Origin of the sequence: Arthrobacter sp. RIT-PI-e, from assembly GCF_001187915.1 — a bacterium.
Taxonomy (GTDB): Bacteria; Actinomycetota; Actinomycetes; order Actinomycetales; family Micrococcaceae; genus Arthrobacter_D.
The window spans coordinates 16,745-41,652 of sequence record NZ_LGIU01000090.1 but is presented as its reverse complement, the minus strand read 5'-3'; the positions used below and the strand labels follow the sequence as shown (position 1 = coordinate 41,652).

Below are 24,908 nucleotides of genomic sequence, written 5' to 3'. Positions count from 1 at the left end.
TGCCGCCGGCCGCGGGAGATGGGAAGAGGAGCCAGCCCCCGGCCCATCCCGCCGCAGGCCCAGGTGCGGCAGGGAAGGAACCGACCAGTGAAGGCGCTGTACAAGGCCGGGGGGCACCCCGGTTTCGAACTCGTGGACCGCCCCGAACCCGAGGCAGGGTGGGGCGAGGTGAAGATCCGCGTGATCACCACCGGTATCTGCGGCACCGATCTCCACATCGAGAGCTGGGACGCGTGGGCGCAGGGCATGATCACCGCGCCGCTGATCCCCGGCCACGAGTTCTACGGCGAGGTGGTGGCGCTCGGCGAGGGCATCCGCGACGTCCGCGTCGGGGACCGCGTGTCCGGTGAGGGCCACATCGTCTGCGGGATCTGCCGCAACTGCCGCGCGGGCCGCCGCCAGATGTGCATCCGTACCTCGAGCGTGGGCGTGCAGCGCGACGGCGCGTTCGCCGAGTTCGTCGTCGTGCCCGAGACCAACGTGTGGGTGCACGATTCCACGATCACCCCGGAGCTCGGCGCCGTGTCCGCCCCCTCCGGCAATGCCGTGCACCCCGCGCTCCGCTTCCCGCTCGTGGGGGAGGACGTGCTCATCCCCGGTGCCGGGCCCACCGGCCTCATGGCCGCCGCCGCCGCCCGCCACGCCGGGGCCCGCAAGATCGCCGTCACCGACGTCTCCGCCCCCCGGCTGGCACTGGCCCGCGGTGTCGGGGCGGACCTCGCGATCGACGTCGGCCGCACCCGGATCGCCGACGCGCAGCGCGAACTCGGCATGAAGGAGGGCTTCGACATCGGCATGGAGATGTCCGGCCACGCCACGGCCCTGCCTGAGATGATCGAGAACATGAACCACGGCGGGAGGATCGCGATGCTGGGTCTGCCCTCCGGCCCCATCGCCGTGGACTGGGGGCGCGTGGTCACCCACATGCTCACCCTCAAGGGCATCTACGGACGCGAGATGTTCGAGACCTGGTACGCCATGAGCGCCATGCTGGAGTCCAACCGGACGCTGCGGGAAGCCGTGGCGTCCGTGGTCACCGACTGCCTGCCGGCCGCCGAGTGGCAGCAGGGTTTCGCGACGGCGCGCGACGGCGGAAGCGGCAAAGTGGTCCTCGACTGGACCACCTTCTAGACGTAAGGAACATCATGTACTCAGCAGTCCGCGACCAGCTCGCCGGTGAACTCGACGACATCCGCAGTGCCGGCCTCTTCAAGAACGAGCGCCGGATCTCCTCCCCGCAATCGAGCGCCATCACGGCCGGGGCGCTCGACGCCGAGGGCGCGAAGGTGCTCAACTTCTGCGCCAACAACTACCTGGGCCTCGCCGACCACCCGGAGATCATCGCCTCGGCGAAGACCGCCCTGGACGAGCGCGGGTTCGGCATGGCGTCCGTCCGGTTCATCTGCGGCACCCAGGACCTGCACCTGGAACTCGAGCACCGGGTCTCGCGGTTCCTCGGCACCGAGGACACCATCCTCTTCTCCTCCTGCTTCGACGCGAACGGCGGCGTGTTCGAGTCCCTCCTCGGGGCGGAGGACGCCGTGATCTCGGACGCCCTGAACCACGCCTCCATCATCGACGGCATCCGCCTCTCCAAGGCCCAGCGGTACCGCTACGCCAACCGCGACCTGGCGGACCTCGAGGCGAAGCTGCAGGAGACCGCAGGCGCCCGCCGTCGGCTGATCGTCACGGACGGCATCTTCTCCATGGACGGCTACCTCGCACCGCTGGAGGGGATCTGCGATCTCGCCGAACGGTACGACGCCATGGTGATGGTGGACGATTCGCACGCCGTCGGCTTCATGGGGGCCACCGGCGCCGGGACCCCGGAGCACGCCGGCGTGGCGGAGCGCGTGGACATCTTCACCGGGACCTTCGGGAAGGCCCTCGGCGGAGCATCCGGCGGGTACGTGGCGGCACGCGCGGAGATCGTGGCCCTGCTGCGTCAGCGCGCCCGCCCGTACCTGTTCTCCAACTCGCTGGCGCCGTCGATCGTCGCCGCGACCCTCACCGCGCTGGACCTCGTGCAGAACAGCGCCGACCTGCGCTCCACCCTCGCTCGCAACGCGGCCCTCTTCCGCCGCCGGATGACCGAGGAGGGCTTCGACCTCCTCGACGGCGAGCACGCCATCATCCCGGTGATGTTCGGCGACGCGGTGCTGGCCGCCCGGACGGCCGATGCCATGCTCACGCACGGCGTCTTCGTCACGGCCTTCAGCTACCCCGTGGTGCCGAAGGGGGCTGCCCGGATTCGGGTACAGCTCTCCGCGGCGCACTCGGACGAGGACATCGAGGCGTGCGTGCAGGCGTTCGTCGCCGCGCGGTCCGAGCTCGACGCCGGTGATGCGGCAGCAGCGGGGATGGGCACCACCGACGCCGGCGGGCACGTGGGCGGAGCGTGATCCCGGACCACCTCGCGGGGTGCTGGAGGTCCTAGGGGCGGACGTCCCCGTCGACATACCTCCAGCGCCCCCGCACCCGGACGAATCGGCTGCGCTCCTGCAGGAGCCCTGGTCGCCCGGCTCTGCGGAACGACGCCCTGTACTCCACCACGCCGGTGTCGTCGGAGGCGCCGCCGAGGGCCGTGTCCACGATCTGCAGCCGCCGCCATTCGACGTCCCCGTCGAGATCGACGGTGTCGGGACGTGTGGAGGGGTCCCACGAATCGAGCAGGTATCCCTCGAGACCGAGGGCGAAGGCCGAGAACCGTGAGCGCATCAGCGCGAGCGCCGTCGGGGCCCCCGCTCCACGGTGGAGCGGCTCACAGCATTCCTGGTACGTCAGCTGGGACCCGCAGGGGCAGCCCTCGTAGGTCACAGGACTCCCTTCCTGGCCGGGGACGATCGATCGCTCAGGGGTTCTCGTCGGAGACGCGAATGAGGACCTTGCCGGTCGCGCCGTTCTCGACGGCGTCGTGGGCGGCGCCCGTCTCCTCGAGCGGGAACGAGGAGAGGGGGAGTCCGGCGGACTCCCCGACGGGCAGCGCCCCGCTGCGCAGTGCCGCCGTGATGTCCTCCGCCGCGGCGGCGAGCGGTGCCTGGCCCACGGTGTAGAGCAACAGGCCCTGCCAGCGGACGTTCTTCGCGAAACTCGCGATGACGGGGGCGGTGAAGTCGTCCCCGTTGTTGTTCGCGTAGTACGCGATGGAGCCATGGTTGGCGATCACCTCGACGTCGAGCGCAGCGTTCTGCCCCGGGGCCACCTCCACGACGTGGTCGACGCCGTCCGGAGCGATCTCGCGGATGCGCCGGGCGAGGGAGTCGTCGGGGTAGCGGAGAACGTGATGGGCCCCCGCGGCGCGGCCGAGCTCGGCCTTCGCGTCGCTGCTGACCGTCGCGATGACGGTGGCACCCGCCCAGGTGGCGAGCTGGATCGCCGCGTGGCCGACGGCTCCGGCGCCTCCCTGGACGAGGACCGTGCGCCCCTCGAGAGCGCCGGGAGCCAGCCGCGACGGCCCGGACTCGTGGACGGTCAGGGCACGGTGCGCCGTCATCGCCGGCACACCCAGGCTGGCTGCCACGTCGAGGTCGACGCCGTCCGGCAGCCGGACGGCCCGTTCGGCGGGAATCACGGTGAACTCCTGGGCGGTCCCCGTCGGGCGGCCGTGGGCCGCCAGGTAGATCCACACGCGGTCGCCCGCCTGCGGCTCGGTGACGCCGTCGCCCACCGCGTCGACGATCCCGGCGCCGTCCTGGTTGGGGACCACCTCGGGGAACGGGAGGTCGCCGTCGGCGCGGGCCTTCCAGTCCGTGGGATTCACGCCGGAGGTGACGATGCGGACCCGTACCTCGCCCGGACCGGGTGCCGCGACGTCGCGGTCGACGAGGGAGAGAACGGAGGAGGGACCGGTGGAGGAGTAGACGATTGCTTTCACGACCAACCGGAACCGTCGACGCCCGGACGGTATTCCCCGGCTCCGGGGTCCACCCGATCGACGGGGGAGCCGCACCGGACGCGCCGGGACGGGGAGCACCACCCTAGGATGACGGCATGAGCCCCCTCGAGTGCGACGTCCTGATCATCGGCGGCGGGATCGCCGGTCTCTCGCTGGCGTCCGCGCTGGCCCCGTTCTCCAGCGTGGTGCTCGTCGAGTCGGAGGCCACGCTCGGGTACCACACGTCGTCGCGCTCGGCCCGGCAGCTCATCCCCGGCTACGGCCCGCAGCCCGTGCTGGAACTCACCCGCCGCACCCTGGAGCTCCTCGACGGCGTCCAGTCCTCCACCGGGCTGCCGCTCACCGTGCCGCGCTCCTTCCTGCTCGTCGGCACGGAGGCCGACGTCGCCGCGAAGGCCAACGCCACCATGCGGCAGCTGACCCACGCCGAGGCCCTGGACCTCTGCCCGCAGCTCCGCCCGGAGGCGTTCGAGGCCGCGATGATCGACACGGGGTGCATGGGCACGGACACGGACCTGCTCCTCGAGTACCACCGCGGCAGGGCGAGCGAGGACGGCGTCATGATCCTCACCGGTGCGCCCGTCACCGCCGCCGAGTACGACGGCGCGCACTGGAGCGTCCGCGCCGGGTACCGGAGCATCCGTGCGGAGACGGTGGTGAACGCCGCCGGGGCGTGGGCCGACGACGTCGCCACGCTGTGCGCAGTGGCACCGCAGGGGCTCGTGCCGCTGCGGCGCACCGCCGCGATCGTCACGGCGGAGAACGCACCACCGGTCGGGACACCCCTGGTGGCGGCCGCCGACGACTCCTTCTACTACCGTCCCGATCCCGACGGCGTGCTCATCTCGCCCAGCGAGGCCGAACCGGCCGAGCCCGGGGACGCCCAGCCGCATCCGGGGCACGTCGAGCGATTGATCAAGCACCTGGGGTCGGTCACCACGCTCGGCATCACCTCGGTGCTGCGGTCCTGGACCGGGCTGCGGACCCAGCGCGGGAACGGTCTGCCCGTCGTCGGTCCCGACCCCGCACATCCGGGGTTCTTCTGGCTGGCCGGGCAGGGCGGGTACGGCTTCCAGACGTCGTCGGGCATCGCCGAGCTGGCCGCGGTGCTGCTCACCGGTGCCGACCCCGCGGATCTCGGTGCCGATCCCGCAGCGGTCGCCGCTGCCGCCACCGCGCTGCGGCCCGGGTGACGCGTGGGTTCACCGGCGGCGTGACGCCGTCAGCGAGCGGGACCGGCACCCGCGTGCACTGCCGCCGGGGGAGCACTCCGTCGGGTCTACGATGAGCGCATGAACGTCATCGAGACACGCCTCCCGGGCATCGGGGTACGGCGCGAGATCGTCACCGGATCGGGCAGGCGCGTGGGCATCGTGGAGCAGCGCGACGGAGACCTCGACCTCATCATCTCGCGGGCCGGGGACCCGGACGCCTGCGTGGCGTCCATCCCGCTCACCCCGGAGGAGGCCACCGCCATCGGGGAGCTGCTCGGGCTGCGTCAGCTCGTGGCCCAGCTCACCGACGAGCACCGGAACCTGCCCGGGGTGTCCACGCGCCAGATCCTCGTCGAGGACGGGTCCCCGTTCGACGGCCGACGCGTCGCGGACACCCGCCTGCGCTCTCGCTCCGGGGCCTCGCTCGTCGCCGTCCTGCGCTCGGGCCAGGTGCAGGCCTCGCCCACTCCGGACTTCACGCTCGCTGCCGGTGACCTGCTGGTGGTGGTGGGTACCTCCGAGGGCCTCGACGCCGCGGCGGACATCCTCTCCCACGGCTGAGCCACCCGTGCACGGCACCGCCCTGACCCTGATCGAGCTCGGCGGGATCCTCCTGTTCCTCGGCGTCCTTGGGCGTCTGGCCGGCAGGATCGGCCTCTCCCCGATCCCGCTCTACCTCGTGGGCGGCCTGTTCTTCGGGCAGGGCGGGCTGGGGGAGCTCCACGGGGCCGTCGAGTTCAGCGAGGTGGCCGGCGAGATCGGCGTGGTGCTGCTCCTGCTGATGCTCGGTCTCGAGTACACGGCGAAGGAGCTGGTCACGGGGCTGCGGCAGTCCTGGCTCGCCGGGGGGGTGGACTTCGCCCTCAACTTCACGCCGGGCGTCCTCGTGGCCCTGCTGCTCGGCTGGGGGCCGGTGGCCGCCCTGGTGATGGGCGGCGTCACCTACATCTCCTCCTCGGGGATCGCCGCGAAGGTGATCGGCGGCCTCGGCCGGCTGGGCAACAGGGAGACCCCCACCATCCTCGCGATCCTGGTGTTCGAGGACCTCGCCATGGCCGTCTACCTGCCCGTGCTCACCGCCGTGCTGGCCGGTCTCAGCTTCGCCGGCGGCCTCGGGACCGTGGGCATCTCCCTGCTCGTGGTGACCCTCGTCCTGGTGATCGCCCTGCGCTGGGGCACCGTGGTGTCCGCCGTGGTGGACAGCAAGGACCGGGAGGTCTTCCTCCTCACGCTGATCGGTGCGGCTCTGCTGGTGGCCGGTCTGGCCTCGGCGCTGCAGGTCTCCGCGGCCGTGGGCGCCTTTCTCCTCGGGATCGCGATCTCGGGGGCGACGGCGGAGAACGCCACCCGTGTCCTCGAGCCCCTGCGGGACCTCTTCGCGGCGATCTTCTTCGTGGTGTTCGGCCTCAACACCGACCCCTCGTCCATCCCGCCGGTGCTCGGGTTCGCGGTGCTCCTCGCCGTGGTCACGGCGGGCACCAAGATCGCCACCGGCTGGTGGGCGGCGCGCCGCCAGGGCATCGGGCGGATGGGACGGGCCCGGGCGGGGACCGCGCTCGTGGCGCGTGGGGAGTTCTCCATCGTCATCGCCGGCCTGGCCGTGGCCTCCGGGGCGGTGCCGGACGAACTCGCGGCGCTCGCCACCACCTACGTGCTGCTGATGGCCGTCGTCGGGCCCGTCCTGGCGCGTCTCGCGGAGCCGGTCATGGAACGGCTCGAACTCCTCGCCGCCGGTCGCCGGTCCGCGGCGGGGGCGGGACGCGTGGTCTAGTCCTCGAGGATCCTCCCGATCGGGTCCTGCTTCTCCGCCTGGAACCTGTCCTCCTCGCGGCCGTACGCCCAGTACCCGGACAGGGACACCTGGGAGCGGGCCAGCCCCTTCTCCTTGAACAGGATGTCCCGCAGCGCCTTCATGGCGCCGCGCTCGCCGTGGACGAACGCGTCCACGCGACCCTCGGGCCACGGCCCGGCGGCCACCGCGTCGGCCAGCAGGGTGGTGGTGCCCGGGGTCCGGCCGTCGCGCAGCAGCCAGTGCAGCTCCACGCCCTCCGGGGCCCGGAGGGCGAGGATGTCCGCGGCGGTGTCCACCTCGAGGTAGGCGTGCCCCACGGCGCCGGCGTGCAGCGCCTCGAGTCCCGCGGCGGTCGCGGGGAGGGCGGAGGCGTCGCCTGCGAACAGGTGCCAGTCGGCGGCCTGGTCCGGCGACCAGGCACCCGAGGGGCCCATCAGCACCAGCGGGTCGCCCGGCACGGCCGCGGCGGCCCAGGGCCCGGCGATCCCGGTGTCCCCGTGGACCACGAAGTCGATCGCGAGGCGCCGGGTGTCACGGTCGATCCAGCGGATGGTGTACGTGCGCTTGACCGGGCGGTCCTCCTTGGGCAGCTCCTCCTTGAGCGCCCCGAGATCGTAGGGCGGCTGCAGCCCGAGCTCCGGCCGCGCGAACAGCAGCTTCGCGTACATGTCCGTGGCCACGCACTCCTGCAGATCCACAAAGCCCTCCCCGCCGGCGATCACCCGGACCAGGTGCGGGCTCAGCCACTGCGTCTGCTCGACGGTGAGCACGGCCTGGGGGCGGGGAGGTTTGCGGGTGGTTCCGGGCGTGCTGGTGGTCATGACGCGTTACTTCTTCCGTGGGTGACAGTAAGGCCAGCCTAACAACCAGCACCCCCGGCAGGTCCCGGCCGCAGGCGTGGGGAGGATCCGTGCCATCCTGGTAAGCCGACCGCCACCACCGGAGGGTGCTCCCCGTGCAGACCGTCTCCTCAGTCCTCGATGCCATCAGCGACATCGGGCGCGACACCGCCCGCGGCGGGTACTCCCGCGGCGTCCACACGCCCGCCGAACGCTCCCTGCGCGAGTGGTTCGCCGCCGAGGCCCACGCCCGTGGACTCGCGGTGGAGACCGACCGCAACGGGATCCTCTGGGCGTGGTGGGACGCGACCGCGAGCCGGGACGGCGCCCTGGTCACGGGGAGCCACCTCGACTCCGTGCCCGGCGGCGGGGCGTACGACGGCCCCCTCGGCGTCGCCTCCGCGCTCGCGGCCGTCGACCTGCTGCGGGAGCGGGGCGTCACCCCGCAGCGCTCGCTGGCCGTCACCGTGTTCCCGGAGGAGGAGGGCTCCCGCTTCGGGGTCTCCTGCCTCGGCTCGCGCCTGCTCACCGGGTCGATCGACCCCGACGCCGTTCGCGCCCTGACCGACGACGACGGCACCACGTTCGCCGAGGCCTCCGCACGCGCCGGGATCGACCCCGCGCACCTCGGCCGCGACGAGGAGGCCGTCCGGCGCATCGGCGACTTCGTGGAGCTCCACGTGGAGCAGGGCCGCGGCCTGATCGACCTCGACTCCGCGATCGCCGTCGGCTCCACCATGCTGGGCCACGGCCGCTGGCGGCTCTCCATCAGCGGGCAGGGCAACCACGCCGGCACCACGCTCATGGCCGATCGCGCCGACCCGATGATCGCCGCCGCCCAGGTGGTCCTCGCCGTACGGAAGCTCGCCTCCGAGCAGGACGGCGCACGCGCCACCGTGGGACGCCTCACCCCGGTGCCGGGCGGCACCAACGTGATCGCCTCCCGCGTGGACCTCTGGCTCGACGTACGCCACGAGGACGACGCCGTGAAGGCCGCGCTGCTCGAGCGGATCCACGGCCAGGCGCAGCGGATCAGCGCCTTCGAGGGCTGCCGTGCCACCCTCACGGAGGAGTCGACGAGCGGCACCGTGCACTTCGACGGCGCGCTCCGGCGCACCCTGGGGAACTCCCTGGCGCGTTCCTTCCCCGGCGCCCCCACCCTGCCCACCGGTGCGGGGCACGACGCCGGGATCCTCGCCGCCGTCGCACCCACCGCCATGCTCTTCGTGCGGAACCCCACCGGCATCAGCCACTCCCCGGAGGAGTTCGTGGAGCGCGAGGACGCCGACGCCGGGGCGGTGGCGCTCGCCGACGTCCTGGAGGACCTGCTCTGACGCATCCCCACCGATGCCCGGGACACTCGCGGGGTCCGGACGGTGTCCGGGGGCGGCCCTGCTGGGAATCGCCAGCTCCCGCTGGGAGGATGTGCTCATGCCGGCCACCTCCGCCCCGCGTCCGCCGGGAAGCCTCCCCGCCACCGGTCACCCCGCTCCACCTCGAAGGATCACGGCGGAGCTGCTGATCGTGTTCGGTCTCTCCCTCGGGCAGTCCGGGGTGTACGCGATCCTGAACCTGACGGAGAAGCTGTCGCGGGGACCGCTGGGCGCGCAGACCAGCACGCTGAACCCGGTGCTGAACAACCGGGAGTACTTCGACCTCGCCTACCAGCTCCTCGGGATCCTCTTCGCGCTGGTCCCGGTGGCCCTGGTGCTGTTCCTCCTCGGCGGGCGCGGGGTCTCCGCGTTCGAGCGCCTCGGGTTCACCTTCACCAGGCCCCTGTGGACCGTCGGGTTCGGGATGGGGCTCGCCGCGGTGATCGCCGTCGGCACCCTCGGCGTCTACGCGGCCGGACGGGCGCTGGGAATCACCACGGCGATCGTCCCCGCAGCCCTCGACGCCTACTGGTGGACCGTCCCGGTGCTGATCCTCTCCGCGATCCGGCACGGGATCCTCGAGGAGGTGATCGTGGTGGGGTACCTCGTCACCCGGCTCCGGGAACTCGGCTGGTCAGCACCGGCCATCATCGTGGTGAGCGCGGTGACCAGGGGCAGCTACCACCTGTACCAGGGGTTCGGCCCGTTCATCGGGAACGTGCTCATGGGGCTGCTGTTCGCCTGGTTCTACACGAGGACCGGCCGCGTCATGCCGCTGGTGATCGCGCACGCCCTGATCGACACCGCGGGCTTCGTGGGATTCGCGCTGCTCGGGCCGGCGATCGGGATCGGCGGCTGAGGGAAGGCTTCCCTTCGCTCTTTGCGCACCGGGATCATGACTAAATTATCCGGTGATCGCGGGGTTATCGTGACTTCACGGTAGAAGAGCGGCCCCCGGCCGGAGGCGCCACCGCATCAGCCAGGAGGAATCATGAGTACCGTCACCAGTGTCTCCGAATGCAGCGTGAACAACTGCTCGTTCAACCACGACGGCTGCACCGCCGTGGCCATCACGGTCTCCGGATCCGCGGACCACGCCTCCTGCGCCACCTTCATCGACACCTCGGTCAGTGGCGGGCTCCCGAAGATGCTCGCGCACGTGGGAGCCTGCCAGCGGTCGGAGTGCCGGTTCAACACGGATCTGCTGTGCAGCGCTCCCGCCGTCAAGGTGGGCCCCGGCGCGGAGGCCGCGGACTGCCTCACCTACGCGCACGCCTGAGCCGGTACGGGGTCGACGAGACCACGCGGGGCATTCCGGGAGCGGATCCATGCGTCGATGCCGCAGTATCCCGTGCACTTCCCGGAGGGAAGAGGAAGGGCCGGACGACGTTCGTCCGGCCCTTCCCGCATCCTGCGACCTTCGTCATCCTCCGAGAAGAATCAGATCTCCACGCGTCCGCTGTCCGTCGTGAAGCTCACCGACATCACACCCGGTGTGCCGTTGGGGGCGATCCACTGCACCTGGACGCCGTCGAGGGTCTGCTCCACCTCGGTGCCGAGCCACTCGGACACCCGCTCGTAGGAGCCGGCGATGGTGAGGCAGGCGAGTTCCACCGAGGCCGGGCGGGCCTGGGACGGGTGCAGGGCCTCGGTGCCGTCGTCCCACCGGAGGAGGTAGGGGACCTGCGGGTCGGCGATCAGACCCTTGATGCCGATCTGCCGCCAGGTGAGCTCCTGGCCGTCCGGGAACTTGCGGTTCCCCGGGACCGCGCTGCGGCCGAGCCGTTCCTCGAACGGGGTGAGGTCGTCCACCGCCACGCACCAGCCCATCCAGCCGCCACCGGCCTCCGAGCGGGCGCGCACGGCCTGACCGAAGGGCGCCTTGTCCGAGGCCGGGTGCTCCAGCACCTCCACCACCTCGAGGTACCGGCCGTTGGCCAGCGGGAAGATCATGTTGCGGGTACCGAAGCGGGGGTGAACACCGCCCTTCACGGGCTCCACACCGAGCTTGGCCGCGATGCGGTCGGCCGTCGCGGCGAGTCCATCTGGTTCGCAGGCATATGAAACGTGGTCCAGGCGCATGCGGACATCTTGGCACTAAGTCAAACGCCTCTCGACTTAGGCTCGCCTTACCTTCCGCGAGGCCGTTTCGGTTGTTCACGGGACGACATCGGGGTTGCCGGATCACCGGGCATGGGTTTGGATGAAGGAAGGTCATGAGTGCCAGCACGGAGCCCCGGCTTGCTGGCCGGCAACCCTCCTTCCGCGGTGGGGTGCCCCGGGTGAGGACCAGGTCCGGTGTCGCGACGACGCCGGTCAAGCGCGGGTTCCGCTGGAGCCGGTCCCCTCAGGTGGCAGCCACCGACCGGGAGGCCGCCCCTCCGTGGAGCCCCTGACAAGGGAGCACCATGTCCGAGAGCTGGTCCTTCGAGACCCGACAGATCCACGCCGGCCAAGTGCCGGACCCCACCACGGGAGCGCGTGCGCTCCCCATCTACCAGACCTCCTCGTTCGTCTTCCCGAGCGCCGAGAGCGCCGCCGACCGCTTCGCCCTGGCGGAGCTCGCCCCCATCTACACGCGCATCGGCAATCCCACCCAGGAGGCGGTGGAGACCAGGATCGCCAGTCTGGAGGGTGGTGTCGGTGCCCTGCTGCTCGCCTCCGGGCAGGCCGCGGAGACCTTCGCGGTCCTGAACATCGCGGAGGCCGGTGACCACATCGTGGCGAGCCCCAGCCTCTACGGCGGCACCTACAACCTCTTCAAGCACACCCTGAGGAAGTTCGGCGTCGAGACCACGTTCGTCGACGACCCGGACGATCTCGACCAGTGGCGGGCGGCCATCCGGCCCAACACCAAGCTGTTCTTCGGCGAGGTGGTCTCCAACCCGCGGCAGGACGTCCTGGATCTCGAGGGCATCAGCGCCGTGGCCCACGAGTACGGTGTACCCCTGATCGTGGACAACACGCTGTCCACGCCGTACCTGATCCGGCCCATCGAATGGGGGGCGGACGTCGTCGTGCAGTCCGCCACGAAGTACCTCGGCGGGCACGGCAACGCCATCGCGGGAGTGATCGTGGACTCGGGGAACTTCGACTTCGCGCAGTACCCGGACCGGTTCCCGGGGTTCAACACCCCGGACGAGAGCTACCAGGGCCTGGTCTACGCACGCGACCTCGGGGTGGGCAGCGAGCTCGGCGCCAATCTCGCCTACGTCCTCAAGGCCCGCGTCCAGCTCCTGCGGGACCTGGGAGCCGCGGTGTCCCCCTTCAACGCGTTCCTCATCGCCCAGGGCCTCGAGACCCTGAGCCTGCGCATGGAACGCCATGTGCAGAACGCGCTGGCCGTCGCCGAGTGGCTCCAGGAGCGCGACGACGTCGAGCGCGTCGTGTACGCCGGGCTGCCCTCGAGCCCCTGGTACGAGCGCGGCAGGAAGTACGGGCCCGCCGGGACCGGGGCGATCGTCGGCTTCGACATCGCCGGTGGTCTCGAGGCCGGTCGCCGCTTCGTGGACGGGCTCGAGCTGCACTCCCACGTGGCGAACGTGGGGGACGTCCGCTCCCTCGTCATCCACCCGGCGTCCACCACGCACAGTCAGCTCGGGGCCGAGGCGCAGCTCACCGCAGGGGTGCGTCCGGGTCTCGTCCGGTTGTCCGTGGGCCTGGAGAACATCACCGACATCCTCGCTGACCTCGAGGCGGGCTTCCGCGCCGCCGAAGGAGCCTGACCTCACGTGATCACCTCCCCTCCTGCTCCGCTGCACCCCGGCACCCCGGTGCATCCCTCGGGCGACGGGCAGCTGCGCATCACCGCACTCGGACCCCTCACCCTGGAGACGGGGGGAGAGCTGCCCGAGGTGCAGCTCGCCTACGAGACCTGGGGCACGCTCGACGCGGAGGGCTCCAACGCCGTCCTCGTGCTGCACGCCCTCACCGGTGACTCCCACGTGGCGCGCGGTGACTCGGGGCAGGACGGCTGGTGGGACACCCTCGTGGGGCCGGGACGCACGGTGGACACCGACGAGTACTTCGTGGTGTCCGTCAACATGCTCGGGGGCTGTTACGGCTCCACGGGGCCGGCCAGCCTCGCCCCCGACGGCGCCCCCTGGGGCTCCCGGTTCCCGTTCGTGACCATCCGCGATTCCGTGCGGGCGGAGGCGCTGCTGGCGGACCGGCTCGGCGTGCACCGGTGGCACTCCGTGATCGGCGGGTCGATGGGGGGTGCACGTGCCCTGGAGTGGGCGCTGACCCACCCGGGCCGGGTGGAGCGCTGCGCCGTCATCGCCTGCACCGCGGCCAGCTCCGCCGAGCAGATCGCGTTCGGGCAGGCGCAGCTGCAGGCCATCCGCCTCGACCCCGCGTACCGGGGAGGGGACTACTACGGCGGCGCGCACCCGGTGGCCGGCCTCGGGCTCGCACGTCGCATCGCGCACATCACCTACCGCTCGGAGCATGAACTCGAAGCGCGGTTCGGCCGGGCCGAGCAGGGCACCGAGCGGCCCTTCGGTGCAGTGCTCCCCGCCGATCGCGGTCGCTACCAGGTGGAGAGCTACCTCGACCACCAGGCCGAGAAGCTCGTGGACCGCTTCGACGCCAACAGCTACGTGATCCTCACCGAGGCGCTCATGGGTCACGACGCCGCCCGGGACCGCGGGAGCCTGGGGGCCGCGCTGGCGGGGTCGACGTCGGAGTTCTTCGTGGCGGCCGTGGACACCGACCGGCTGTACCTGCCCGAGCAGTCCGAGCGTCTCGCGGCGGCCCTCCCGGGGCACGTGCCGGTGCACGTCATCTCCTCACCGGTGGGCCACGACGCCTTCCTCACCGAGATCCGCCAGCTCGACGCCCGGCTGCGCACCGCGTTCTACGGGGCGCGCGGAACGTAGTTGGGTTTCCCCGGGCGTACCCCTACGCTAGGAGCTAAGCCTGCTGAGTATCCACCTGCGGGGCGGCCCGGACCGGGATCCCTGGTCCGGATCGAGCATTCGACGAGAGCTGAAGAGGAGCTGTTCATGGACCTGAGCACCATTGGCTGGAACCAGGAAGCCCGCGACAAGATCCTGCTGGACGCTGACCGCGCACTGCAGGAAGCAGTACGGGAAGCGGCCGAGACGATGGACGGCAAGTCCCGCGACGACATCTACGAGTTCCTGTTCTCCACGCTGAAGCCGCAGTTCGTGGACTTCAAGCCGGGGCCCGACGTCGGAGCGTGCGCCGACGCCGTCGCGAACGGCGAGGTCTCGCTGGACAGCTGAGTGTCACCCGAAACGACAGAAATGACCCGTCAGAGACATTCTGGCGGGTCATTTCTGTTCTTTCGGTGAGGTTCCGTCACCGGGGTGACGGGCGGAGCGGAGAGTGCGCCGACGCGCTACCCACCCGACGCTGGTCCGCCCCGCGTCAGGTCACCCTCACGCAGCGGCAACATCGTCGCCGCCGCACTGGTCCCTACTGCTCCCGGACGCGGAACCCGGTGGGAAGACCTCGATGTGCAGACGGAGGAGCCGAGTACCCACCGCTAGGCCGAGGAGCCCGGGGGCATCCCCGGGCCGAAGATCGGGGCGGGCTCCGGCCGCTTGGCCAGGACGCCGTCACCCGAGGACCGGTGCCGCAGGCGCCGCAGCACCCAGGGCACGAAGTACTCGCGGGCCCACACCAGGTCCTCCGCGCGCGCCTCCCGCCAGGTCCTCACCGTCCGCTCCTTGGGCTGCAGGGGTTCGAGCGTGTGCCGTACCGCGAGGGTGTCCAGCACCATCGCCGCGATGGTGTGGTGGCCGAGCGGGGAGAAGTGCAGGCGGTCCGAGGACCACATCTGCGGGTCGGTGAGCTGACGGAGCGCCCACATGTCCGCGATCACGGCCTCGTGCCGGGCCGCCACGGTCCTCAGGTTCTCGTTGTAGATGGCCGTCTTGGAGCGGATGCTCCCGAGCACGGTCTCCCGCACGTCCGGTCCGGTGAACAGCACCACGGTGGCACCCGAGGCGGCGAGGGTGGCCACCACGGAGTCGAGGCGCCCGGCGAGCAGATCCGGGTCACCGCCGGGACGCAGCAGATCGTTGCCGCCGGCCGAGATGCTGACGAGATCGGGGTGCAGCTCCAGGGCCGGCTGCACCTGCTGGTCCACGATCTGCTGCAGCAACCGGCCACGGACGGCGAGATTGGCGTAGGCGAAGTCGTGCTGACCACGCGAGAGCTCCTCGGCCACGCGGTCCGCCCATCCGCGGTTGCCGCCCGTGCTGCCGGGGTCCGGGTCACCGATCCCCTCGGTGAAGGAGTCCCCCAGCGCCACGTACCGGTGCCAGGGGTGCGGTTCGGGGTTCAGCGTCGGATCCGCCGGGGGGACGGTTCCGGTCTGCGGGTCCGTGCCGGGAGCGGAGGGTGCGGTGTCGGAGGAACTCACCACGTCATTCTCCGCCCGGCGAGCATGCCGCGCCAACCCCGGGGGAGGAGGCGCCCGCCCGCCGGAGCCGTTCCTGCCGTGCCGCCGTCCCGTGCCCGGGCACGGGCGTGGTCCGTGCCAAGATGGGACCATGACTGAATCTGCTCCCGGTACGCCCGCGCCGTCTTGGGACCCCGTGGTGCTCTGGTCGAAGCCGGAGGCGGAACGGGACGGAACCCCCCTGCTGGTCCTGTTCCACGGCTACCTGGCCGACGAGGCGGACCTCATGGGCCTCACGGACCACCTGCCCGCCGACTTCACGGTGGCGTCCGTCCGGGCGCCGCACGCCGTCGGACCCGGGTACTCCTGGTTCCCGCTGGCCTCCGACCCCGACTACTCGGTGGAGCGGGTGGTGGAGAGCGTCGGTGCGGTCGCGGCGTGGCTGGACTCGGTACGGCACCGGCACTCCGGGGTGAGCATCCTCGGATTCTCGCAGGGCATGGCGGTGGCCACCTCGCTGCTGCGCCACCGTCCCACCGACTTCACCTGCGTGGTGGGACTGTCCGGGTTCTGCGTACCGGCCGAGGGCTCCGACTTCTTCCGCGACGAGGAGGCGGCCGCCACGCCGGTCACGTTCTTCTGGGGCCGTGACCAGGAGGACCAGGTGATCACCCCCGACAAGATCGAGTTCACGCACGCCTGGCTCACCACCCACACGGCCCTGACCAAGATCCTGTACTCCAACATGCTGCACGGCATCAACCAGCAGGAACTGGCGCACGTGCGCCAGTTCCTCGAGATGACGGTCCTCGGACGCCGCTGAGCGTCCCGGACTACGCCCGGGTGATCCGGAGGGTGACCCCGTTGACGCCCACGGTGTCGCCCGGGTGCAGCTGGCGTCCGCGGCGCTCCTCGATCTCGCCGTTCACCTGCACCAGCCCGTTGTCGATCAGGGCTTTCGCCTCGACGCCGTCCTCCACGAGGGAGGCCAGCTTCAACAGCTGACCGAGGCGGATCATCTCGTCCCGGATGGGGAGCTCTGTGATGGAGGGTTCGGCGCTCATGCCCCCATTCTGCCCGAGATCCGCACGGTGCCCGGAAGCCGAGGGCCGGGCCCCGGGCCACTAGGCTGGATGGGTGTCGACCACCCCCGCCCTCCCCGCCGTCGTCGGACTCCCACTGGCCCTCGCCGCAGGACTCGCCGTCCCCGTGCAGGGCCGGATCAACGGTGCCCTCGGCGTGGTGCTCGGCGACGGTCTCGCGGCCGCACTGATCAGTTTCGGTACCGGGCTCGTGGTGATGATCGTCGTCACCCTGGTGCTCCCCGGGGCGCGGGCCGGAGCCCGGCAGATCCTGCCCTCGGTCCGCGAGCGACGCTTCCCGCCCTACTACGTGGCCGCCGGTGCCATCGGGGCGTTCTTCGTCTTCTCGCAGTCGCTCACCATCGGGCTCCTCGGGGTGGCCCTGTTCACCGTGGCGGCGGTCATGGGGCAGACGCTCAGCGGCCTGCTCGTGGACCGCGCGGGGATCGGCCCGGGGGGCAGGCGGCCTGCGACGCCCATGCGCATCATCGGCGTGGTGCTCACGGTGCTGTCCGTGGTGTGGGCGGTGTCACCGCGCTTCGGCGCCGCGGGGGAGCTGAGCACGTGGCTGCTCCCCGTGCTCCTGCCCGTGCTGGCGGGTGTCCTGATGAGCTTCCAGCAGGCCATGAACGGCACAGCCGCCCTGCACTACGGCACACCGCTCGCCGCGACGCTCATGAACTTCATCGCCGGCACCGCGGTGCTGCTCGTCGCGTGGCTGATCAAGCTCGCCGTCGCCGGGCCGGGCAACCCGCTGCCCACCGAGTGGTGGTACTACCTCGGTGGACCCATGGGCTGCGTCTTCATCGGCCTCGGTGCGCTCCTGGTGCGCAGCCTGGGCGTGCTGCTCACCGGGCTGTGCATGATCGGCGGGCAGCTCATCGGCTCGCTCCTGCTGGACCTGCTGTTCCCGGCGGCGGGGACCGTCGTGGTACTCGCCACCGTCGCCGGGACGCTGCTCACCCTGGGCGCGATCGTGCTCACCACCCTGCCCTGGCCCCGCCGGACACGGACCGGGGATCCTGTGGACGAGCGGGTGGACGGGCGGGCGAACGGCTGAAGGGGGAGCCGTCCGGGCGGGCCCGCGGCGGCGCCGTCGTCACCCGCACCCACCCGCGGGACGACGACGGGAAGCGCTAGGCTTGCACGGTGGATCCGCCCCGCACCGCGGCCGCATCCCACCCGTACCCGCGCACCCGTGGTGGACCGCGCGCCCATCTGCGGACCGCACCCAGCGGCCAGCACAGAACTGGAGAAGAACCCCATGGCAGCAGCCAAGTCAGCACTCGATCCCATCATCTCCCTCGCCAAGCGGCGCGGCTTCGTGTTCCAGTCGGGGGAGATCTACGGCGGATCCCGCTCCGCCTGGGACTACGGGCCCCTCGGGGCGGAGCTGAAGGAGAACATCAAGCGCCAGTGGTGGCAGACCATGGTGCGCGGGCGCGAGGACGTCGTGGGGCTCGACTCCGCCGTGATCCTGCCCCGCCAGGTGTGGGAGGCCTCCGGGCACGTGGACGTGTTCAGCGACCCCCTGGTGGAGTGCCTCTCCTGCCACAAGCGCTACCGCGCGGACCACCTGGAGGAGGAGTTCGAGGAGAAGAAGGGCCGCGCCCCGGAGAACGGGCTCGCGGACATCACCTGCGCCAACTGCGGCACCAGGGGCCAGTGGACCGAACCCCAGGAGTTCTCCGGGCTCCTGAAGACCTTCCTCGGCCCCGTGGCGTCGGAGGAGGGCATGCACTACCTGCGCCCCGAGACCGCGCAGGGCATCTTCGTGAACTTCAACAACGTGCTCACCACCGCGCGGAAGAAGCCGCCGTTCGGCATCGGCCAGATCGGCAAGAGCTTCCGCAACGAGATCACGCCCGGCAACTTCATCTTCCGCACGCGTGAGTTCGAGCAGATGGAGATGGAGTTCTTCGTGGAGCCGGGCACCGACGAGGAGTGGCACCGGTACTGGATCGACGAGCGCTTCTCCTGGTACACGGGCCTCGGGATCGCCGCCGAGAACCTGCGCCTCTTCGAGCACCCACTGGAGAAGCTCAGCCACTACTCCAAGGGCACCACGGACATCGAGTACCGCTTCGGCTTCTCCGGCTCCGAGTGGGGCGAGCTCGAGGGCATCGCCAACCGCACGGACTTCGACCTCTCCACGCACTCGAAGCACTCCGGCACCGATCTCGGGTACTTCAACCAGGCCACCAACGAGCGCTACACCCCGTACGTGATCGAGCCCGCCGCCGGGCTGACGCGCTCCTTCATGGCGTTCCTCGTGGACTCCTACACCGAGGACGAGGCCCCGAACGCCAAGGGCGGCGTGGACAAGCGCACCGTGCTGAAGCTCGACCCACGGCTCGCCCCGGTGAAGGCCGCCGTGCTGCCGCTCAGCCGCAACGAGGACCTCTCCCCGAAGGCCAAGGACCTCGCCGCCCAGCTGCGCAGGGGCTGGAACATCGACTTCGACGACGCCGGGGCCATCGGCCGCCGCTACCGCCGCCAGGACGAGATCGGTACGCCGTTCTGCATCACCGTGGACTTCGACACCCTCGAGGACCAGGCCGTCACGATCCGCGAGCGCGACACCATGGCGCAGGAACGGGTGGCCCTGGACCAGGTGCAGGGATACCTCGCCGCGCGCCTGGTCGGGGCCTGATGGCCCTCGAGTACCGCGCCTGGCAGGAGGGTGACGACCTCGAGCTGCTCCAGCTCTGGGGCGGCCCGGAATCCGCGGTGGCCGAGCAGTTCCGCGGTTCCTTCCGCACGGCGTCGGAGAGTCCCTGGAACCGCTGCATCACCGTGGTGGACCAGGGTGTGCCCGTGGCGGCCGGGTGCGTCTACGGTGCGGCACTGCACCCGGACCGGCTCTGGTGCTACATCGAGGTCGCCGAGGACCACCGGCGTTCCGGGATCGGGTCCACGCTGCTGACCATGCTCCAGCACGAGGCCGCCGCGTCACCGGACGGTGTCACGGCGCTGCGCTCGAAGGTGACCCCCGGGACCACCGGCGCCGCCTTCGCCGGGGCCACGGGCTTCGGCACGCTGCAGCGCTCACGGCTCGTGACCGTGGCGCCGGGTGCGCTCGCCGCCCCGGGGTTCGAGGACGCCTCCGGCCCGCAGCTCGAGGAGGCCGCCACCGGGTCGGTGGAGCTCACCCGGGCCCTGGCGTCCTTCTACGAGTCAGTCCACGGCTGGGACCGGGCGGACCTCGGCGTGGGGCGCGCGCAGCAGTTGTTCCTCGGGGACGCCAGCGGCGCCGGAGGGGCGATCGTGCTGCGGGACCGCCCGAAGGCCGACGGCGGGACGATCGCGGCCTTCGCCGTCAGCTACACCTCGGCCCGCACGGACGACCCCGCGGACGTGCTGCTGGGCTACGACACCACGCTCCCTGCGCAGGAGCAGCAGGCGGCGGTGGCCACGATGATCGCGATGCTGGTGCACCAGTACCCGATCCAGCTGGAGGTGGACGATTCCATGGAGGCGCTCGCCGCCGTCGTCGACCCGCTGCTCGCCACGGGAGCGGCGCTGCTCGCCGCGCCGGAGACCCTGGTGGTCGCGACGAGGTGAGCGCCGCCCGCCCCGGGCCGGCATGACGCAGGGCCGCTCCCCGGGGGGAGCGGCCCTGCGTCGTTCCCCGTACCGGGGGACGATCAGCCGCGGTCGCGCCGGCCGGCCCCCTTGTCCGCGGGGGCCGCGGCGGCGCCCGCGGCGTCCGGGAGGGCCCCGCCGCCGAGCCGCTCCGGCATCCACCACGCCCCGGGTGCGGGGGTGAGCGGGAAATCGGCGATGCAGGTGTCGATGCCGGCCTGCAGTGCACGGCGCAGCTCCTCGGTGCCCTCCGCGACGTCGTCGTCGGGGGAGTGGCGGGGGGGCCGCCCGGTGTGGACGCGCCCGGGTGCGCGCCACGCGCGTTTCGGCGGGAAACCGTGGCCGCGGGTGAGGAGGCGGTGCGCACCCCATACGGAGATCGGGATCACGGGCACCCCGCCCTCCGCAGCCAGCCGGACCGCGCCGGTCTTGAGCGCACGCACGTTGTAGCTGCGGGACACCCCGGCCTCGGGCAGGATCGCCACGTACTCGCCCTCCCGCAGCCGCGCGAGCGCGTCCTGGTACGCCTCGGCGCCCGCGCTGCGGTCGGTGACCACATGCCCGAGCCAGTGGACGAAGGGGCTCACGAACCAGTGGTCCGTGGCCCGCTTGGAGATCAGGTAGCGCGCCTGGATGCGCGCGTAGTCCCAGAGCACCAGTTCGGCGAAGGCGAAGTCGAGGTACCCGAAGTGGGTGACGGCCACGACGGCACCGCGGCCCGGTACCGCCCGGCGGGAGCGCCCGTTCAGCGGATCTGGGCTCGGGAGGTTCTCGGTGCCCGAGACGGTGACGGGCAGGCGCAGGGCGGCGATGGCCGTCTTGCCCGTGTGCACCACGAACCGGTACATGCGATCGCTCTGCCGCGGCTTCCAGCCCATACCCGGTTCCTCCTCGACCCTGCGGTGGGTACGGTCCGCGCCGTCCCCGCTCGTGTACCTTTCTACCCCGAAAGCGCGCCGTCCGTGCTCGTCGGGGTGCACCACGTCATGAAGTCGGGCATGGTGACGGGCACGGTGACGCCCCGCACACGCACCGTTCCCGCCACGCGGCCACCCGGCCGGAGGCCGCCGGGCATCGGTCAGCGGGTGATCCCGAGCGGATCCTCCGCTGCCCGGAGGACGTCGGCGCGCGCCGTGACCGCGGCGTCCACCGCGGCCCCGGTGTCCTCGGCGAAGCGACGCAGCAGGTACGCCGTGCTCAGGCCGTGCCAGTCGGCGATGCTGCGGACCATGAAGTGCCCGGCCCCGAGTATGCGGACGTAGCGGACGTCCTCGGCGACGCCCCGCGCCCGCCGGGCGAACGCCAGCGACGCCGTCGGGCTGGTGGTGCGATCGGCGTCGCCGTGCTGGATCAGTACACCCCTGCCCCGGACGGGTTCCACGGCGCTCGCCGCACCGAGCCACGGTGCCAGGGCGGCGACGGCGCGCACCTGCGGGTGGTCGGCGGCCGCGAGCGCCGTCCTGCCGCCCATCGAGTGCCCCAGGAGGTAGACCGGCACCCCGGGAAACTGCTCACCGATGCGCTCCAGGGCCCACCGGGCGTCCTGCAGGGCGGAGCGCTGCTCCCCGTTCCAGCCGCGCACCCGGTTCAGCAGGGTCCAGACGGACAGTCCGTGGGGGCCGCCCTCGTGCGACAGCCGCGTGGTGAACGGCCGCATCCGCAGGGGTCCGGGCTGGTACGGGCGGGCGCGGGTCATCCCCGGCACGCTCCCGCCGTGCAGCACCAGTGCCACGCCGCGGACGTCGCGGACGGCGCCGCTCACGGTGACGGTGGGGTCCCGGTCCGACGCCGGGACGGCGGCTCTGCGTGTCATGGTGGTCCTCTCCGTGCACGGGTGCACCCCATCATCCTGCCCCGCGCGGCGTCCGTCGCCGGTCCTGGATCCCGATGCCCCCGATGCCGCCGGCACGCTCCTGGTGCGTACAATCCAGAACGTGCTCTCCCGGACCCGGTGTCCGGGACGACCGACGGGAAGTGGGAGCGATGACGAACGCCTGGCGGAAAGCAGCCAAGGAGCGCAGGCGCACAGCGAACACCGGCACCCGATTTGCCGGTCCTTGCGACAATGGGGGTGTGACCGCAGCTCCCGCATACCCCGCCCCCGCCGTCGTCGACGCGCCCGCCGACCCGTCCGTGGACCCGTGCACGGACCCGCGCACCCACTCGACCGACGCCCTGAAGCTCGACCCCCCGCCGCTCACGCTCGGGAACATCACCGTGGACACCCCGGTGATCCTCGCACCCATGGCGGGCATCACCAACAAGGCGTTCCGCCGGCTCTGCCGCGAGTACGGCGGCGGCCTCCACGTCTCCGAGATGGGGACCTCCCGCGCACTCGTGGAGCGCAGCCCCGAGTCCATGCGCATCATCCCGCACGACGACGACGAGGCGGTCCGCTCCGTGCAGCTGTACGGGGTAGACCCGAAGACCGTGGGCGCCGCCGTCCGGCTGCTGGTCGAGGAGGACCGCGCGGACCACATCGACCTCAACTTCGGCTGCCCCGTGCCCAAGGTCACCCGGAAGGGCGGTGGGGCCGCACTGCCGTGGAAGCTGGACCTGTTCACCGGGATCGTACAGACCGCCGTCCGCGAGGCCTCCAAGGGGGACGTCCCGCTGACCATCAAGATGCGCAAGGGCATCGACGAGGACCACCTCACGTTCCGCGAGGCCGGGAAGATCGCCCGCGACAGCGGCGTGGCCGCCGTCGCCCTCCACGGCCGCACCGCCTCCCAGTTCTACTCCGGGCAGGCCGACTGGAACGCGATCGCCGAACTGCGCGAGGCGCTGCCGGATGTCCCCGTGCTGGGCAACGGGGACATCTGGAGCGCCGAGGACGCCGTGCGCATGGTGCGCCAGACCGGTGTGGACGGCGTGGTCATCGGCCGTGGCTGCCAGGGACGGCCCTGGCTCTTCGGGGACCTGATGAACGCGTTCGAGGGCAGCGCCACGCGCCACCGCCCCGGTCTCGGGCAGGTGGCGGCGACCGTGTACCGGCACGCGGAACTGCTCGTGGAGACCTTCGGCAGCGAGATGATGGGCCTGCGCGACATCCGCAAGCACATGGCCTGGTACTTCAAGGGCTACGTGGTGGGCGGGGAGCTGCGCGCCAAGCTGGCCACCGTGCCCACCCTCGAGGTGCTCCGCGGTCTGCTCGCCGAACTGGACGCCGACTCCCCGTACCCGGGCTCCGACGCCGAGGGCCCGCGCGGCCGTGCCGGGTCGCCCAAGCGCACCGCCCTGCCCGAGCACTGGCTCGAGGGGCGCGTGCTCAACGAGGCGCAGCAGGCGGACATCGCCGCCGCGGAGGTGGACGTCTCCGGGGGCTGAGACCTCCCGGGGGCGCCCGCCGTCCCCGTCCCGCCGACCGGCATGTCCCCGTGCTCGCGCCGGCACCGCCGTCCCCCGCGCCAGAAAGGCACCATGAGCCCGACCGAACTGTCCGCCACCCCCGGGTACAGCCCCGCGGACACCGAGCGCTGGGTGGAGGAGCCGCCCAAGAACTCGCACCGCACCGACTTCGAACGCGACCGCGCCCGGGTGCTGCACTCCTCGGCACTGCGCCGGCTGGGCGCCAAGACGCAGGTGGTGGCCCCGGACACCGACGACTTCGTGCGCACCCGGCTCACCCACTCGCTGGAGGTGGCGCAGATCGGGCGGGAGCTCGGGCGCACCCTGGGCTGCGACCCCGACATCGTGGACACCGCGTGCCTGGCCCACGACCTCGGGCACCCGCCCTTCGGGCACAACGGGGAGACGGCGCTCAACGACATCGCGCACGCGATCGGGGGATTCGAGGGCAACGCCCAGACGCTGCGTCTGCTCACCCGCCTGGAACCCAAGGTGCTGCGCGCCGACGGCGGCCCCGCGGGGCTGAACCTGACCCGGGCCAGCCTCGACGCCGCCTGCAAGTACCCGTGGACGGCCGCCGCAGCACCGGTGATCGCCGGGCACCGCACCACCAAGTTCGGTGCCTACGAGGACGACGCGCCCGTGTTCGACTGGCTCCGCGACGGGGCGCCCGAGGGCCGCTCCTGCCTCGAGGCGCAGGTGATGGATCTGGCGGACGACATCTCCTACTCCGTGCACGACGTCGAGGACGCGATCGTGGCCGGTCACCTGCAGCTGCGCTGGATGGACAGTCCCGATGCCCGTGCCCGCGTGGTGGGCTACACGCAGCAGTGGTCCCTGCCCGGCAGCGCCCCCGCCGCCGTCGACGCCGCCCTGTCCCGCCTGGAGGACACCGTCGTGTGGGTGCGGTACGCGGACGGGACGCGCGCGTCCATGGCGGCACTGAAGAACATGACCAGCCAGCTGATCGGGCGGTTCTGCCTGAGCGCCATGGAAGCCACCCGCTCCATCTACGGGCCCCACGCCCTCACCCGCTACAACGCGGAGATGGTGGTCCCCGAGGAGACCGTCCTGGAGATCGCCGTGATGAAGGGCCTGGCCACCACCTACGTGATGACCACCGACCAGCGGCAGCCGCTCTACGAACGGCAGCGCGAGATCCTCGCGTCCCTCGTGGCGCAGATCCATGCCGACGGCGACCGCTACCTCGAACCGATGTTCGCCGCCGACTGGCGCGCGGCGGACGACGACGACGCCCGGCTCCGCGTGGTGGTCGACCAGGTGGCCTCGCTGACGGACGCCTCGGCGCTCGGCCTGCACGAGCGCATCGTGGGACCCGTGCCCTCGCTCTGGTGAGCGCCGGTGCGCGTTGCGCACATCGGGCCCGTGCCGGTCGGGGGCGGGGGA

The 24,908-nt window shown here is 71.8% G+C and carries 25 protein-coding genes and 1 riboswitch; of the genes, 17 read left to right on the top strand and 8 right to left on the bottom strand.

The genetic code is table 11. The annotated features are described in order from the left end of the window. Positions 1–87 precede the first annotated feature (87 nt). Both tdh and AC792_RS13015 read left to right on the top strand, forming a co-directional pair. Positions 88–1,131: an L-threonine 3-dehydrogenase gene (gene tdh / locus AC792_RS13020; RefSeq protein ID WP_049830925.1), complete on the top strand. Its 1,044-nt coding sequence runs from the start codon at positions 88–90 to the stop codon at positions 1,129–1,131. Between the two features lie 14 nt (positions 1,132–1,145). Continuing rightward, complete coding sequence (locus tag AC792_RS13015) at positions 1,146–2,402, top strand: glycine C-acetyltransferase (protein ID WP_082177736.1); 1,257 nt, start codon at positions 1,146–1,148, stop codon at positions 2,400–2,402. A 31-nt stretch (positions 2,403–2,433) separates the two neighbouring features. On the opposite strand, the gene AC792_RS13010 is transcribed toward AC792_RS13015, so the two are convergent. Further along, complete coding sequence (locus AC792_RS13010) at positions 2,434–2,817, bottom strand: YchJ family protein (protein ID WP_049830924.1); 384 nt, start codon at positions 2,815–2,817, stop codon at positions 2,434–2,436. A gap of 34 nt (positions 2,818–2,851) precedes the next feature. Then, positions 2,852–3,874 (bottom strand): NADPH:quinone reductase, encoded by a 1,023-nt coding sequence (locus tag AC792_RS13005; protein ID WP_049830933.1) that lies wholly within the window; start codon positions 3,872–3,874, stop codon positions 2,852–2,854. Positions 3,875–3,990: 116 nt separating this feature from the next. Here AC792_RS13005 and AC792_RS13000 point away from each other — a divergent pair, with 116 nt between their 5' ends. From AC792_RS13000 to AC792_RS12990, 3 genes are all read left to right on the top strand, one after another. Then, positions 3,991–5,088 (top strand): NAD(P)/FAD-dependent oxidoreductase, encoded by a 1,098-nt coding sequence (locus AC792_RS13000; RefSeq protein ID WP_049830923.1) that lies wholly within the window; start codon positions 3,991–3,993, stop codon positions 5,086–5,088. Positions 5,089–5,187: 99 nt separating this feature from the next. Beyond that, on the top strand, positions 5,188–5,670 hold the full coding sequence (locus tag AC792_RS12995) for a cation:proton antiporter regulatory subunit (protein WP_049830922.1): 483 nt from the start codon (positions 5,188–5,190) through the stop codon (positions 5,668–5,670). A 7-nt stretch (positions 5,671–5,677) separates the two neighbouring features. Next, entirely contained in the window at positions 5,678–6,880 is a 1,203-nt protein-coding gene (locus tag AC792_RS12990) for a cation:proton antiporter (RefSeq protein WP_049830921.1), read from the top strand. Here AC792_RS12990 and AC792_RS12985 read toward each other — a convergent pair. Beyond that, positions 6,877–7,722, bottom strand: a complete 846-nt coding sequence (locus AC792_RS12985) for a siderophore-interacting protein (RefSeq protein ID WP_049830920.1) — start codon at positions 7,720–7,722, stop codon at positions 6,877–6,879. The two genes, AC792_RS12990 and AC792_RS12985, sit on opposite strands and share 4 nt — an antisense overlap. A gap of 134 nt (positions 7,723–7,856) precedes the next feature. Here AC792_RS12985 and AC792_RS12980 point away from each other — a divergent pair, with 134 nt between their 5' ends. The 3 genes from AC792_RS12980 (at position 7,857) to AC792_RS12970 (ending at position 10,392) form a co-directional block, all read left to right on the top strand. Next, a complete protein-coding gene (locus AC792_RS12980) occupies positions 7,857–9,074 on the top strand; it encodes an allantoate amidohydrolase (protein ID WP_049830932.1) in 1,218 nt (405 codons plus the stop codon). A 97-nt stretch (positions 9,075–9,171) separates the two neighbouring features. Next, positions 9,172–9,972 (top strand): CPBP family intramembrane glutamic endopeptidase, encoded by an 801-nt coding sequence (locus AC792_RS12975; RefSeq protein WP_082177735.1) that lies wholly within the window; start codon positions 9,172–9,174, stop codon positions 9,970–9,972. A 132-nt stretch (positions 9,973–10,104) separates the two neighbouring features. Next, entirely contained in the window at positions 10,105–10,392 is a 288-nt protein-coding gene (locus AC792_RS12970) for a DUF1540 domain-containing protein (protein WP_049830919.1), read from the top strand. A 161-nt stretch (positions 10,393–10,553) separates the two neighbouring features. Here AC792_RS12970 and AC792_RS12965 read toward each other — a convergent pair whose 3' ends face one another. Then, the gene (locus tag AC792_RS12965) at positions 10,554–11,195 is read right to left on the bottom strand and encodes a VOC family protein (RefSeq protein ID WP_049830918.1); all 642 of its coding nucleotides are present in this window, start codon (positions 11,193–11,195) and stop codon (positions 10,554–10,556) included. Positions 11,196–11,325: 130 nt separating this feature from the next. Next, positions 11,326–11,442: riboswitch (SAM riboswitch) on the top strand. A 79-nt stretch (positions 11,443–11,521) separates the two neighbouring features. On the opposite strand from AC792_RS12965, the gene AC792_RS12960 reads away from it, so the two are divergent. From AC792_RS12960 to AC792_RS12950, 3 genes are all read left to right on the top strand, one after another. Further along, positions 11,522–12,838 carry a bifunctional o-acetylhomoserine/o-acetylserine sulfhydrylase gene (locus tag AC792_RS12960; RefSeq protein ID WP_049830917.1) on the top strand — a complete coding sequence of 439 codons (1,317 nt, stop codon included), beginning with the start codon at positions 11,522–11,524 and terminating at the stop codon, positions 12,836–12,838. 6 nt (positions 12,839–12,844) lie between these two features. Further along, positions 12,845–13,993, top strand: coding sequence for a homoserine O-acetyltransferase MetX (metX, locus tag AC792_RS12955; protein ID WP_235436735.1), 1,149 nt, complete (start codon positions 12,845–12,847; stop codon positions 13,991–13,993). 126 nt (positions 13,994–14,119) lie between these two features. Then, the gene (locus AC792_RS12950) at positions 14,120–14,362 is read left to right on the top strand and encodes a hypothetical protein (RefSeq protein WP_049830916.1); all 243 of its coding nucleotides are present in this window, start codon (positions 14,120–14,122) and stop codon (positions 14,360–14,362) included. Between the two features lie 263 nt (positions 14,363–14,625). On the opposite strand, the gene AC792_RS12945 is transcribed toward AC792_RS12950, so the two are convergent. Further along, positions 14,626–15,429, bottom strand: a complete 804-nt coding sequence (locus AC792_RS12945; RefSeq protein WP_049830929.1) for an SGNH/GDSL hydrolase family protein — start codon at positions 15,427–15,429, stop codon at positions 14,626–14,628. A 208-nt stretch (positions 15,430–15,637) separates the two neighbouring features. On the opposite strand from AC792_RS12945, the gene AC792_RS12940 reads away from it, so the two are divergent. Beyond that, entirely contained in the window at positions 15,638–16,309 is a 672-nt protein-coding gene (locus AC792_RS12940) for an alpha/beta hydrolase (protein WP_049830915.1), read from the top strand. A 10-nt stretch (positions 16,310–16,319) separates the two neighbouring features. On the opposite strand, the gene AC792_RS12935 is transcribed toward AC792_RS12940, so the two are convergent. Next, entirely contained in the window at positions 16,320–16,550 is a 231-nt protein-coding gene (locus AC792_RS12935; protein WP_049830914.1) for an RNA-binding S4 domain-containing protein, read from the bottom strand. Between the two features lie 73 nt (positions 16,551–16,623). Here AC792_RS12935 and AC792_RS12930 point away from each other — a divergent pair, with 73 nt between their 5' ends. From AC792_RS12930 to AC792_RS12920, 3 genes are all read left to right on the top strand, one after another. Further along, positions 16,624–17,628 carry a DMT family transporter gene (locus tag AC792_RS12930; RefSeq protein WP_049830913.1) on the top strand — a complete coding sequence of 335 codons (1,005 nt, stop codon included), beginning with the start codon at positions 16,624–16,626 and terminating at the stop codon, positions 17,626–17,628. Positions 17,629–17,832: 204 nt separating this feature from the next. After that, the gene (locus AC792_RS12925; RefSeq protein WP_049830912.1) at positions 17,833–19,221 is read left to right on the top strand and encodes a glycine--tRNA ligase; all 1,389 of its coding nucleotides are present in this window, start codon (positions 17,833–17,835) and stop codon (positions 19,219–19,221) included. Further along, positions 19,221–20,132 carry a GNAT family N-acetyltransferase gene (locus AC792_RS12920; protein WP_049830911.1) on the top strand — a complete coding sequence of 304 codons (912 nt, stop codon included), beginning with the start codon at positions 19,221–19,223 and terminating at the stop codon, positions 20,130–20,132. Before AC792_RS12925 ends, AC792_RS12920 begins: the two co-directional genes overlap by 1 nt. Before the next feature lie 83 nt (positions 20,133–20,215). On the opposite strand, the gene AC792_RS12915 is transcribed toward AC792_RS12920, so the two are convergent. Together AC792_RS12915 and AC792_RS12910 are read right to left on the bottom strand one after the other, a co-directional pair. After that, entirely contained in the window at positions 20,216–21,031 is an 816-nt protein-coding gene (locus AC792_RS12915) for a lysophospholipid acyltransferase family protein (protein ID WP_049830910.1), read from the bottom strand. A 200-nt stretch (positions 21,032–21,231) separates the two neighbouring features. Beyond that, a complete protein-coding gene (locus AC792_RS12910) occupies positions 21,232–21,966 on the bottom strand; it encodes an alpha/beta hydrolase (RefSeq protein ID WP_049830928.1) in 735 nt (244 codons plus the stop codon). A gap of 260 nt (positions 21,967–22,226) precedes the next feature. On the opposite strand from AC792_RS12910, the gene dusB reads away from it, so the two are divergent. Then, positions 22,227–23,480 (top strand): tRNA dihydrouridine synthase DusB, encoded by a 1,254-nt coding sequence (dusB, locus tag AC792_RS12905; RefSeq protein ID WP_442853622.1) that lies wholly within the window; start codon positions 22,227–22,229, stop codon positions 23,478–23,480. 93 nt (positions 23,481–23,573) lie between these two features. Then, a complete protein-coding gene (locus AC792_RS12900) occupies positions 23,574–24,857 on the top strand; it encodes a deoxyguanosinetriphosphate triphosphohydrolase (RefSeq protein WP_049830909.1) in 1,284 nt (427 codons plus the stop codon). The last annotated feature ends 51 nt before the right edge of the window (positions 24,858–24,908 follow it).